Below are 12787 nucleotides of genomic sequence, written 5' to 3' on the forward strand. Positions count from 1 at the left end.
TCATTTAGTTATTATAACAAGATTATTATTATTTACATAATAAATTGCCTAGAAAAAAGCATCTTGCTACTATTCATAGCAAGATGCCCTCTTTATTCTGGTCTTTTCTTCGTCCACGTTTCTACTACTTCACCAGTATCATTAACATCTAGCACAAGGCTACCATTACTATACCGGTCTTTATTTCGATACGCTTTCGGATCAATTTCTTCTACAATGTTTTTCTCTGTCTTCATGTAAACTAATTCATCGTCCCGAACGATTTCAATACCGACAATGCGGTACGGATTACGTTTTAATTCTTTGAAAATAACAAGACCTCGCTTCGCCCTCGTTGATTTCTCAATTTCTGATGCTTTTAGGCGTTTTACAGCACCGCGCTGTGTTACAAGAATAAGTTGATCTTTGTCACCATTTAACGGTTTACCAGAAGCGACATAGTCATCTTCTTTTAAATTAATTGCTTTCACTCCAGCAGCTCTTACACCGACTGGACTTACTTCCTCTTCATGGAAAATAAGTGCATATGCACCGTGTGTAGCAAGAACGATATCACTCGTTCCATCTGTCGCAAATATATCGACAACTTCATCATCTTTTTTCAAGTTTACAGCAACGAATGCTCTTGAATAACGCTGAACTTTATATTGATTTAATTCTGTTTTCTTTATCATACCATTTCTTGTTACAAATACGATAAATCGTTTTTCTTCCTCAAAGTTCGGTACAACCGTTGCCCAAATGATTGTTTCATCCCGGTCGAGTGAAACGATATTAGCAACGTGCTGACCTAAATCTTTCCAACGAATATCTGGCATTTCGTATACTGGCAGATATATATAGTTTCCTTTATTCGTAAATAAGAGGACTGTCTCTGTCGTATTCGTATCGAATCGTTCAAGTAAGATGTCACCCTCTTTCATACCGAAGTCTTTGCCGTTTGAGGCATTATGTGAGCGCCATCCAGTACGTTTCACATATCCTTCTTTCGTTACAGTAACGATGACATCTTCTTGTGGGATCATCACTTCTACATCGATTTTAATTTCCTCGATTTGATCTTCAATAATAGCGCGTCGATCATCACTATACGTTTTCTTAACTCTCTTTAAATCAGTTTTAATTACTTGAAGCAATCTTTTTTCACTTTGTAAAATTGCCTGTAGCTCAATAATTTTCTTATTAAGCTCATCTGCTTCTTCTTGTAACGCCGTAATGTCTGTATTCGTTAAGCGATATAATTGCAAGGAAACAATTGCTTCTGCCTGTGCTTCTGTAAAGCCAAATTTTGCACTTAAATTATCTTTCGCGTTACGTTTATCTTTTGAAGCTCGAATTGTCTCAATTACTTGGTCTAAAATCGATAATGCTTTCTTTAAACCTTCTACAATATGTTGACGATTTTCTGCTTTTCTTAATTCATATTGCGAACGTCTCGTAATAACCTCTTTTTGATGTCCAATATAAGCATCTAAAATTTTCGGTAATGTCATAAGTGTTGGACGACGATTATTGATCGCTACCATATTAAAGTTATATGGAATTTGCAAATCTGTATTTTTATATAAATAATTTAAAATACCTTCGGCGTTTGCTTCTTTCTTTAATTCAACAACAATTCGTAAACCAGTACGATCTGTCTCATCACGCACTTCAGCAATACCATCTAACTTTTTATCTAGACGTAATTCATCCATTTTCTTTACAAGGTTTGCCTTATTCACTTCGTAAGGAATTTCAGTGATTACAATTTGTTGTTTCCCACCGCGCACTGTTTCAACTTCTGCTTTTCCGCGAATAATAATTTTACCTTTGCCTGTTTCATACGCCTTTTTAATACCATCAATCCCCTGAATAATACCGCCTGTTGGGAAATCTGGTCCTTTCATAACTGTTAATAAATCATCAACAGTACTATTTGGCTTATCAATACGCATCATTGTAGCATCAATAACTTCTCCAAGATGATGCGGAGGAATTTCTGTTGCATAACCAGCGGAAATCCCTGTAGATCCGTTCACTAATAAATTCGGGAACGCTGCTGGTAATACAACCGGTTCTTCACTCGTATCATCAAAGTTTGACACGAATTCAACTGTTTCTTTATCAAGATCACGTAATAATTCAGAGGCGATTGGTGATAAACGAGCTTCCGTATAACGCATCGCTGCCGCTGGGTCCCCATCAACACTACCGTTATTACCATGCATTTCAACTAAAACATTACGTACTTTCCAAGTTTGGCTTAAGCGTACCATTGCTTCATATACAGAGGAATCTCCATGTGGATGATAATTACCGATAACATTACCTACTGTTTTAGCTGATTTACGAAACGCTTTATCATGTACATTACCTTCTACATACATAGAATATAAAATACGTCTTTGTACTGGCTTTAAGCCATCACGTGCATCTGGAAGTGCACGATCTTGAATAATATATTTACTATAACGTGCAAAGCGATCACCTAACACGTCTTCAAGCGGGAGGTCATGAAACTTCTCTGCTTGCATGTTATTCCACCTCCGTCTCCATAATCATTTCATTTTCTAAAATATTTCCTTCTTCTTGCATACCAAACTGTACATTACGTTCAATCCATTTACGGCGCGGTTCTACTTTATCGCCCATTAACGTTGTAACGCGGCGCTCTGCCCTAGCTGCATCATCAATTTTTACGCGAATTAATGTACGCGTTTCAGGATTCATTGTTGTTTCCCATAATTGATCCGCATTCATTTCACCAAGTCCTTTATAACGTTGTAACATATAGCCTTTTCCAACTTTTTTCGTTACACCGTCTAATTCCTCATCTGACCAAGCGTATTCAATTACCTCACTCTTACCTTTTCCTTTACTTACTTTGTATAAAGGAGGAAGTGCGATAAATACTTTACCAGCTTCGATAAGTGGCTTCATATATCTGTAGAAGAACGTTAATAACAATACTTGAATATGAGCCCCATCGGTATCGGCATCGGTCATAATTACAACTTTATCGTAGTTAATATCTTCAACATCAAATTCATTTCCTACACCGCCGCCAATCGCATAAATGATTGTATTAATCTCTTCATTTTTAAAGATATCAGCAAGCTTTGCTTTTTCTGTATTAATTACTTTACCACGTAACGGTAATACGGCCTGGAAACGTCTGTCTCGTCCTTGTTTCGCAGAACCACCGGCAGAGTCACCCTCTACTAGGTATAGTTCATTTTTTTGCGGGTTACGTGATTGTGCAGGTGTTAATTTCCCGCTTAACGTACCTTCTGATTTTTTCTTTTTCTTACCACTACGCGCTTCCTCTCTTGCTTTACGGGCTGCTTCACGGGCTTGTGCTGCTTTAATTGCTTTTCTCACAAGAAGTGTAGCTACATCAGGATTTTCTTCTAAAAAGTATGCTAAATGCTCAGATACAATGGCATCAATTGAAGAACGCGCTTCACTTGTACCTAGTTTCCCCTTCGTTTGCCCTTCAAACTGAAGCACTTCTTCTGGTACACGTACCGAAACGATAGCCGCTACACCTTCACGAATATCTGTACCTTCTAAGTTTTTATCTTTTTCTTTTAATAGTGCTACTTTACGAGCATACTCGTTAAACACACGCGTCATCGCTGTTTTAAATCCAGCTTCATGTGTTCCACCATCTTTTGTACGTACATTATTTACAAACGAAAGAATATTTTCTGAGTAGCCATCGTTAAATTGAAATGCTAGTTCTGCTTCAATCCCATTTTGTTCACCAGTGAAATATACAACTGGGTGAATTGAATCTTTTTCTTCGTTTAAATAGGAAACGAAAGCTTCAATTCCTGTTTCATAATGAAAGACATCTTCTAAATCATTTCGTTCATCTTTTATTGAGATTTTCATCCCTTTTAATAAGAATGCAGATTCGCGTAATCTCTCACATAATGTTTCATAGTTATAATTTGTAGTGCTGAAGATCGTTGTATCTGGTTTGAAATGCATTGTTGTACCAGATTCTTTCGTCTTTCCGATTTTCTCAAGCGTCGTTACAGGAATACCACCATTTTCAAAGCGTTGTTCATAAATATTTCCGTCACGCTTAATCGTTACGACTAACCATTCAGACAAGGCGTTTACAACTGATGCCCCAACACCGTGTAAACCACCACTCGTTTTGTAACCACCTTGACCAAACTTACCACCGGCATGAAGTACAGTTAAAATAACTTCAGGTGTAGGTTTCCCAAGTTTATGCATTCCCGTAGGCATTCCTCGCCCTTTATCTATAACGCTAATACTATTATCTTTATGTATTACGACTGAAATTTCGTCGCCAAATCCCGCTAACGCTTCGTCAACGGAGTTATCTACTATTTCATATACTAAATGATGCAATCCACGGCTGTCCGTGCTCCCGATATACATACCCGGGCGTTTTCGAACGGCTTCAAGTCCTTCTAACACTTGAATCGCATCTTCATTATATTGGAACTGATGCTTCGCCAAACTCCTTGCCCCTTTCCTAATCCAAAATCAGAACATATGTTTCTATTATAGAATAACGCCTCGACTATCGTTTTGGCAAGTTATCTTATCTCTTTTATATACCATTTTCAATAGAAAAATCCTTGTTTTCTCACAAGGATTCCTCTAGGCTACTATTTCAGAAAAATAATCGTTTGTCAACGAGAAATGGATATGTATTCCAAGATTACACATTCCAAACCTTTATTATGATCCAAATGATCAAGATCCAAAACGGGATTACAAGTAACAATCCCCAAAAACAGCCTTTAAAAAATCTCATGATGAACACCTCGTTCATCGGCCCTACTTATCTATAATGAGGGCTGAATCAATCTTTCTACCTTTAAATCTATACTATTTTGTCATCGCATGTTCTACTTTAATACAACGATCCATTATTACAGTATAGTCTTTTTCTTTTAAAAGTTTATATGTATCCTCATCTTGTACTCCTAATTGTGCCCAAAAAACATCTGCATCAATCTCTACAAATTCTTTTGCAACATCCATTAAAAACTCTGAGCGACGAAATACATTTACAATGTCAACGTGTTCCTTAATATCCTTTAGTGAAGAAACTGCCTTTTCTCCGAGCACCTCATCTACTGTTGGATTAACTGGAATAATGCGGTATCCAGCATCTTGCATTGCTTTTGAAACCATATACGATGTACGTTCTGGCTTATCTGATAATCCAACAACCGCAATTGTTTTGCTTTTCTTTAACACTTCACCAATTTCCGTACGAGTTGGGTTTTCAATTGTCATAATTAATCCCTCCTATTCCTTTAGTATAGCCGATAAAGAAAGTCTCTTTCAATATGAAAGAGACTTTCTTTTATTTCGATTATTGATTCTTTGTAGCTGAATTATCTGCTAAAGTAGCCGATTTCGTCATTTTTTGACCGTTACGGTAGAATGTAACTTCTACTTTCTCGCCTACTTTTTTCTTTTCATATAAATATTTACGGAATTGAAGAGCATTCTCTACTTTTTGATTATCTAATGCTACTACAATATCATATTGCTCTAAACCAGCTTTTTCAGCTGGTGATATTGGGTAAATTTTACCTAATACAACGCCGTTTGTTACTTCTTTCGGTACTTTCAATTGATTGACTGCATAAGCTTGCACATCTTCTAGTGAAACAACACCTACTCCAAGAGCTGGACGTTTTACTACTCCATCTTTTTCAAGAGATTCAATAACTGGTTTTGCGATGTTAATTGGAATAGCAAATCCAATTCCTTCAACTTCTTGTTGTGCAATTTTACTTGAATTAATCCCAATTATTTCACCATTTTGGTTAAATAATGCACCACCACTATTACCTGGATTAATCGCTGCATCCGTTTGAATAACTTGTGCTTGCCAATCTGGTCGTTTATCCCCATCAATATCAACCGGAATTTCACGTTCTTTACTACTGATTATACCTTCCGTTACACTTCCATCAAATCCAAGTGGATTACCGATTGCAATGGCTTTTTCACCCGCACGAAGTTTACTTGAATCACCTAAAGTGGCAACTTTATTTACATTAGATCCATCAATTTCAACAACCGCTAAGTCTAACCAAGGGTCCTTACCAACTAATTTCGCATCAACTTGCTTTCCGTCGCTCAGCTTCACAGCAAGTTTATTTGCTCCATCTACTACGTGGTTGTTTGTTACAATATATGCTTTATTTCCTGCTTTTTTATAAATAACACCTGATCCTGAACCGGCTTGTTGTTCTTGACCTGTCGGTTGCATTGCAAATGGATCAACACTTTGTTGCATATTAATAACACCTACAACAACATCTTTCGCCCCTTCAATCATACCAGGTAAATCAGTTTCATTTTTCGCTTTATTTACAACAGGAACTACAGTACCTTCTACTTTTGAATCCGAACTAAATGATGATACTGGCGCTCCATTATTTTGAGCCCATGGCATATATGGTGCTGCAAAACTAATCGAAACCGCTCCGACTACAGCTCCCACTAAACCTGTGAAGAAATAGCCTTTTTTACTACCTGATTTTCTCACTTCTCTCGTTTCACTATGCTCTTCATTTAAATTTGGTCCGTCGTAATATCCCATGTTTTATTTCCCCTCTCTGGTGAATTCGTATTTTCAGTATAGTCACGTTTTGTGTCCTTCTTGTGAACTCATCGTGAAATCCAATTAAAAAAATACACTTATCTAACATTGTAGACAAAAAAAGTATTTTTTGTACATTTTACCTTCAAAAGAGAGTATAAAATCACCATTTCCCTAGGCTAAATTACACAAATCGTTCTAGATTATTCTTCAAATTTATAACCAACTCGAATAACAGTACCGATATGCTTCGCTTTATCTCCTAGCTTATTTCGAAGTTTTTTAATATGGGTATCAACCGTTCGGTCATCACCGTAATAGTCATATCCCCATAACTGGTCTAATAAATGTTGACGTGATAACACAATTCCTTTGTTCTCCATTAAATACACAAGAAGTTCAAATTCTTTATGTGTCAATATAATTTCTTCTCCATCTACTAAAACAGTTCTAGATAGACGATTCACTTCTATTCCAGCTAAAGACATAGCATTTTCTTCCGCTACTCCTACCGCACCATCCGCACGTTTCAATAACGTCTTTGCACGAGCTACTAATACTTTCGGGCTAAATGGTTTCGTTACATACTCGTCTGCACCTAATTCGAAACCTAGCAATGTATCATCCTCATCCGAACGTGCTGTCAACATAATAATTGGTACTGCTGATTCTTTTCTAATTCTTCTACAAACAGACCATCCATCTATTTCCGGTAACATAATATCTAACATAATTAAATCAATTTCATGCTCTGCAAATAACTCTAGCGCTTTTTTTCCATCTTCTGCTTCGATTACTTCAAAGCCTTCATTACGAAAATAATCACTAACAATTTCACGTAATCTTCTTTCATCTTCAACAAGCAATACCGTTTTGTTCATATAATCTATCCCGCCTTTTTACTCTTTCAATCGAATAATACGTTGATTGGAGCTTCCGCGAAATGGAAGTGTTAAATCTTTTTCCTCAATTTCAAACCTTCCATCGACTAAAACATCCCCATAATGTAACAACTCTATCATATCATTATTTTGAGAACTCTGTATCTCTTCTAACGTATAACCTGTATACATCCATAGGTTTTTTTTCAAATCTTTCACGATTTTTGCTACCTTTTTCACTTCAGCAGCTTGAAAAAATGGATCTCCACCTGAAAATGTTACATCAGTTAATGGATTACTTGCAATCTCTTTCACAATTTCTTCTACTGTCATTTCCGTTCCGTTGCAAATATTCCACGATTTCGGATTATGGCAACCAACGCAACGATGCGGACAGCCCGCAAAAAACACGACTGTCCGCAATCCTTCTCCATCTACTACACTATCATGAATAATATTCATCACTTTCATTTATGTTTCACCCGATCTATCTCTTCACTACGTTTCGCACTATTCCACTTTGACATATCTCCTACAAGATAGCCTGTTATACGGCGAATTCTTTCTATATTAGCCTCATCTTCATTCCCGCAACTTGGACATTCATTCCCAATAACCCCGTGATAACTACAGCACTTACAACGGTCAACAGGATGATTAATTGAACCGTATCCAACGCCATGTTCTGCCATGGCTTGTACAATTTGTTTTAATGCCTTTTTGTTATGCATTGCTGCTCCGTCTAGTTCAATATAAGTAATGTGTCCTCCATTACAGAGAGCATGGAACGGGCCTTCTAAACGGATTTTATTTATCGCTTGAATGTTATAATAAACTGGAATATGGAATGAATTCGTATAGTAATTATGGTTCGTTATGCCGCCAATCACGCCAAATTCTTCTCTATCTTTTTTCACAAACTTCCCTGATAATCCTTCTGCTGGAGTTGCAATTACTGAGAAATTCAGTTGATGTTCTTCTGTCGCTTTATCCATTCTATCTCTCATAAAGGAAATAATTTCATACCCAAGTTTCCATGATTCTTCATCTTCCCCATGATGCTTTCCTGTTAAAGATACTAAACATTCCGCAAGACCGATAAAACCAATACTTAACGTCCCTTGTTTTAAAATCGAGGCTACGGAGTCTTCAGGCTGCAACGTTTCTCCACCACGCCATACACCTTGTGAATATAAAAACTGAAAATCTCTTGCTCGCTTCGTACATTGATACGCATATCTTTCTAATAGCTGCTTAATTCCTAAATCTAAATAATAGTTTAGCGCTTCAAAAAACGCTTCTTTTGAACCACTAATTAACGCTAATTTCACTAAATTAATAGACGTAAATGATAAATTCCCTCTACCAATCGCTGTTTCTTCTCCATGTATATTAGACATAACACGGGTACGACATCCCATGTAACATACTTCACTTTCTGGTCTTCCATCATAATGCACTGCATTAAACGGAGCATCTAAAAATGAAAAGTTAGGGAATAATCGCTCTGCGGTTGTCTCTAATGCTAATTCAAATAAATCGTAGTTCGGATCACTTTCTTCAAAATTCACACCTTTTTTCATCTTGAAAATTTGAATCGGAAAAATCGGTGTCTCTCCTTTACCAAGTCCAGCTTGTGTCGCTTTTAAAAGTTGTTTAATTAACATTCTTCCTTCTTTTGATGTATCTGTTCCATAATTAATAGAAATAAACGGTACTTGTCCTCCGCCCCTACTATGCATACTATTCGAATTATGAACGAAAGCCTCACACGCTTGATACGTATCATTTTCCGTTTCTTTCCATGCAAATTCTTCTATTTGTTCTTTCGTAAGCGGATATGATTGTAATCGTTTTTTATGTCTCTCAATTGTTTTTCGTACATAAGGTGCTAAATCAATATCAAAGAGTGCAAACGATTGACCACCATGCTGCATATTTTGATTCGCTTGAAAAATAATAGACGAAAGAGCCAATGCACTTTTAATGTCTTGCGGTTGTCTCATATGTCCATGTCCAGTATGAAAACCGTTAGCAAGCATTTGCGCTAACGGAATTTGTGAACAAGTCGTCGTTCCTGTTGCATAAAAATCTAAATCATGTGGATATAATATATTTTCATTTATCGCTTTTTTCACTTGATCTGACAATAAATTCTCAACAGCATAATATTTTGCACTCTCAGATGCGAACGTTCCCATTACGCCCATTGGAGAGCGGCCGTCTACATTTGCATTTTCTTGCATCAAATCTTGTTCATTGCCGTGGACTATTGTCTCAAACACTTTCATTAATTCTTCTTCTCCACGTGTATTATTTTGTAACATTTATAACCCTCCACCAATATGTTGTTATCTTTTGATTAAAATGTTACTACATATAGTCTTACTGTTTCTGTGAGAAATGTAACATTACTGTGAAATTTTTTTCACGAAATAATGAATTTTTCATTTACAAAAAAGAAATGTGCTCTTTACAAATATATGGTACAATATACGGGAAAAACTCTTTTTACCCTTTATCAACACATTTGAATAAAGGAGACTGAACTTATGGTTACTACATATCTTTTATTTATCGTTGCCTACTTACTTGGCTCGATTCCATTTGCACTAGTTGTTGGAAAAATCGGCTACGGAATCGATATTCGTGAGCACGGGAGCGGTAATCTAGGCGGAACAAACACATTCCGCACATTAGGGAAAAAAGCAGGTTTTACCGTTACAATTGCTGACATTTTAAAAGGGACATTAGCAACAAGTCTACCAATGATTTTCGGATTAGATATTCATCCACTATGGTTCGGGTTAGCGGCTGTTCTTGGACATGTCTATCCAATCTTCGCGAAATTCCGCGGTGGTAAAGCAGTTGCAACTTCTGCTGGGGTGCTATTATGCTATTCACCAGTTGTTTTTGCAATATTGGCTGTTGTATTTTTCACCCTTTTATTTACAACAAGATACGTATCACTTTCTTCTATGGTAACAGCAGTTGTTGCTGTTATTGCATCCATTGTTAGCGGGGATAAAATCTTCATTATTGCGATGTGTTTATTAGCAGGTATGGTTATTTATAAACACCGTGCAAATATCGGACGAATTATAAATAAAACTGAACCAAAAGCAAACTTTTCAAAAAAGCAAAAATAAGATCGTAACCCACATAACGCAAAAAGAAAACGTGAAGCATATTAATAGCGTCTTTTTGCGTTATTTTTTATACTAAAGAAAAAGCAACATAATTTGGAGGAACTATACATGAATCTTTCCGTAACAAAAGAAGCAGCACAATGGTATAAAAATGAATTAAACTTACAATCAAATGAAACACTACGCTTTTTCGTACAATACGGTGGTTGCAGTACTGTGCAAAAAGGACTTTCTTTAGGTATTCGTAAAGATGACCCTGCACATCCTGCTGTTCAAATTCAAGAAGAAGGTATTAACTTCTTTATTGAAGGCGATGATGAATGGTTCTTCGATGGACATAATTTATCTGTTACACTTAACGAAGGTGACGACTTCCCACAATTTAATTATGAAAAATAAAAAAACGTGGCTTCTGCCACGCTTTTTTATTTTTTCTTAATTTCCTCATATTTCGCATACCACTCAGGATATAACTTTTTAAATGATACAGGGCGGAACCCTTCTTTTTTCGCACAAATATTCGTCGTACTTGCAGTAATACAAAGTTCACCATCACCATTATATATTTCATATCCATATACAACGCGAAGTGGGCTCACAGTATCTACCCATGTTTTTACGATTGCTTTTTCTCCGTAACGCATCGCTTTACGGTATGAAATTTGTAAATCTAACACAGGAGAAATAATTCCTTCTTTCTCCATTTCAACATATGAAAAACCTAAATCTTGTATAAGTTTCGTGCGACCTAACTCAAGCCACACTAAGTAGTTTGAATGGTAAACAACACCCATTTGATCTGTTTCCGCATAACGGATTTCAACTTCATGTTCTGCTACAAACATATGTATATTCGCCGTTGCCATAAACTTATAAAAATCTATAAATTTTGTTTATTTCCCTGTTCTACGTGTCCGATTTCACAGAAGCTACTTTCGTTTGATGTAACACTCCGAGGGCGTAAATTCGGATACAACGAATCCTACATATTAGCCGTAACTTTTTTAGATGTTAACTGGCTAATTCATACCGTGACAAATTGATAGCCGCATTTAAATCCCTATCCATTTCGTGACCACAAGCGCATTTGTATACACGATCAGAAAGTTTTAGTTCTTTGTTAATGCTTCCACAACTGGAACACATTTTTGAAGAAGGATACCATGTATCAGCTTCTACAAATTCAATACCATATTTTTCACACTTGTATTGAATTTGTCTTTTGAACTCATATAAACACTGCTTCGCAATCGCTTTAGCTAGGTATCTATTCTTCATCAGACCTTTCATATGCAACGTCTCCATCACAATGCGAAATGGCTTGGTTTTCACAATTTCGCTCGTGGATTGATGAAGATGATTCTTTCTGATATTTGATAACCTTCTATGTAGTTGTCGTATCTCTTTCTCGATTTTTATAATGTTGCTTGTTTTGACAAAACGGTTTCCCTCCTTATTCATTTCATATTTACGAGAAACTTGACGTTGCAACCTACGAAGGCGTTTCTCTACCTGTCTTACCATTTTTGTTTTGTTGATATTGTTCTTCCTCTGCCCATCAGAACAATATGCTAATTCTTTGATTCCAATATCTATTCCTAACGAAACAGCCGTTAACTTCTCTTTTGTAAACTCCTGTTCAATACCGACAGACAAATACCAATACTTACCGTCAAAGCTAACGCGTGGATTAGAGTACTTAACCCCTACAGGTAACTTTTCGGATGTTTTTACCCAACCAACTTTCTCAATCAAAACTTGTTTTTCTTTTACTTTTAACTTGACATTATCATTGTAAAAAGAGAGTTTTGCTTTCCTTCTGCTTTTGAATCGTGGTTTATCAGCCAGTCCCTTGAAAAATCGCTTATATGCTTCACAAGCATCTTTAATCGCTTGTTTGGCTATATTATTTGAAACATCGTACAACCAAGCATATTCTTCAGTCTGCTTTAATACAGTTAATTCTTTCCGTAAAAAAACGTCTGATATGAACTTCCCGCCATTCTTGTAATTCTCTTCTTGCTTCGCCAGTGTCCAATTATAAGCCCATCTTGCCGTACCAACAGATTTCCAAAGTTGCAATTCTTGTTCTTTATTCGGCTTGATTCTCACTTTCTTCGCAAGCATCATTTTCCAGCAACCCCTTAACCCTCTTCTTAGCTTAT

At 36.5% G+C, this 12787-nt stretch carries 11 protein-coding genes; 2 read left to right on the forward strand and 9 right to left on the reverse strand.

Translation table 11 applies throughout. From position 1 onward, the window contains the following. Positions 1–92 precede the first annotated feature (92 nt). The 7 genes from parC to MR136_RS07785 all read right to left on the reverse strand — a co-directional run bounded on the left by parC (position 93) and on the right by MR136_RS07785 (position 9800). Entirely contained in the window at positions 93–2516 is a 2424-nt protein-coding gene (gene parC, locus MR136_RS07755; RefSeq protein WP_001147464.1) for a DNA topoisomerase IV subunit A, read from the reverse strand. A 1-nt stretch (position 2517) separates the two neighbouring features. Further along, positions 2518–4482, reverse strand: a complete 1965-nt coding sequence (gene parE / locus MR136_RS07760) for a DNA topoisomerase IV subunit B (protein WP_001062193.1) — start codon at positions 4480–4482, stop codon at positions 2518–2520. A 375-nt stretch (positions 4483–4857) separates the two neighbouring features. After that, positions 4858–5271, reverse strand: a complete 414-nt coding sequence (locus tag MR136_RS07765; RefSeq protein ID WP_000151390.1) for a CoA-binding protein — start codon at positions 5269–5271, stop codon at positions 4858–4860. A 79-nt stretch (positions 5272–5350) separates the two neighbouring features. Continuing rightward, positions 5351–6592, reverse strand: a complete 1242-nt coding sequence (locus tag MR136_RS07770) for a S1C family serine protease (RefSeq protein WP_000542646.1) — start codon at positions 6590–6592, stop codon at positions 5351–5353. Positions 6593–6795: 203 nt separating this feature from the next. After that, positions 6796–7473, reverse strand: a complete 678-nt coding sequence (locus MR136_RS07775; protein WP_001044679.1) for a response regulator transcription factor — start codon at positions 7471–7473, stop codon at positions 6796–6798. Between the two features lie 18 nt (positions 7474–7491). Then, a complete protein-coding gene (gene nrdG / locus MR136_RS07780) occupies positions 7492–7944 on the reverse strand; it encodes an anaerobic ribonucleoside-triphosphate reductase activating protein (RefSeq protein ID WP_000867076.1) in 453 nt (150 codons plus the stop codon). After that, positions 7941–9800: an anaerobic ribonucleoside triphosphate reductase gene (locus tag MR136_RS07785; protein WP_061457584.1), complete on the reverse strand. Its 1860-nt coding sequence runs from the start codon at positions 9798–9800 to the stop codon at positions 7941–7943. Before MR136_RS07785 ends, nrdG begins: the two co-directional genes overlap by 4 nt. Before the next feature lie 225 nt (positions 9801–10025). Between MR136_RS07785 and plsY the strand changes: the two genes are divergently transcribed. Together plsY and MR136_RS07795 are read left to right on the forward strand one after the other, a co-directional pair. Then, a complete protein-coding gene (plsY, locus tag MR136_RS07790; protein ID WP_000258974.1) occupies positions 10026–10622 on the forward strand; it encodes a glycerol-3-phosphate 1-O-acyltransferase PlsY in 597 nt (198 codons plus the stop codon). A 108-nt stretch (positions 10623–10730) separates the two neighbouring features. Next, entirely contained in the window at positions 10731–11021 is a 291-nt protein-coding gene (locus tag MR136_RS07795) for a HesB/YadR/YfhF family protein (RefSeq protein ID WP_001054453.1), read from the forward strand. 26 nt (positions 11022–11047) lie between these two features. Here MR136_RS07795 and MR136_RS07800 read toward each other — a convergent pair whose 3' ends face one another. After that, on the reverse strand, positions 11048–11467 hold the full coding sequence (locus MR136_RS07800; protein ID WP_000495812.1) for an acyl-CoA thioesterase: 420 nt from the start codon (positions 11465–11467) through the stop codon (positions 11048–11050). A 166-nt stretch (positions 11468–11633) separates the two neighbouring features. Beyond that, the gene (locus tag MR136_RS07805; protein ID WP_017673169.1) at positions 11634–12752 is read right to left on the reverse strand and encodes an RNA-guided endonuclease InsQ/TnpB family protein; all 1119 of its coding nucleotides are present in this window, start codon (positions 12750–12752) and stop codon (positions 11634–11636) included. Between the last annotated feature and the right edge of the window lie 35 nt (positions 12753–12787).

The organism is Bacillus cereus group sp. BfR-BA-01311 (assembly GCF_022664295.1).
GTDB lineage: Bacteria > Bacillota > Bacilli > Bacillales > Bacillaceae_G > Bacillus_A > Bacillus_A cereus.

Coding starts and splice junctions, on each gene's coding strand:
- parC (WP_001147464.1), bottom strand. CDS start 2,516: ATGCAAGCAGAGAAGTTTCATGACCTCCCGCTTGAAGACGTGTTAGGT.
- MR136_RS07765 (WP_000151390.1), bottom strand. CDS start 5,271: ATGACAATTGAAAACCCAACTCGTACGGAAATTGGTGAAGTGTTAAAG.
- MR136_RS07770 (WP_000542646.1), bottom strand. CDS start 6,592: ATGGGATATTACGACGGACCAAATTTAAATGAAGAGCATAGTGAAACG.
- MR136_RS07775 (WP_001044679.1), bottom strand. CDS start 7,473: ATGAACAAAACGGTATTGCTTGTTGAAGATGAAAGAAGATTACGTGAA.
- nrdG (WP_000867076.1), bottom strand. CDS start 7,944: ATGAAAGTGATGAATATTATTCATGATAGTGTAGTAGATGGAGAAGGA.
- MR136_RS07785 (WP_061457584.1), bottom strand. CDS start 9,800: ATGTTACAAAATAATACACGTGGAGAAGAAGAATTAATGAAAGTGTTT.
- plsY (WP_000258974.1), top strand. CDS start 10,026: ATGGTTACTACATATCTTTTATTTATCGTTGCCTACTTACTTGGCTCG.
- MR136_RS07795 (WP_001054453.1), top strand. CDS start 10,731: ATGAATCTTTCCGTAACAAAAGAAGCAGCACAATGGTATAAAAATGAA.
- MR136_RS07800 (WP_000495812.1), bottom strand. CDS start 11,467: ATGTTTGTAGCAGAACATGAAGTTGAAATCCGTTATGCGGAAACAGAT.
- MR136_RS07805 (WP_017673169.1), bottom strand. CDS start 12,752: ATGATGCTTGCGAAGAAAGTGAGAATCAAGCCGAATAAAGAACAAGAA.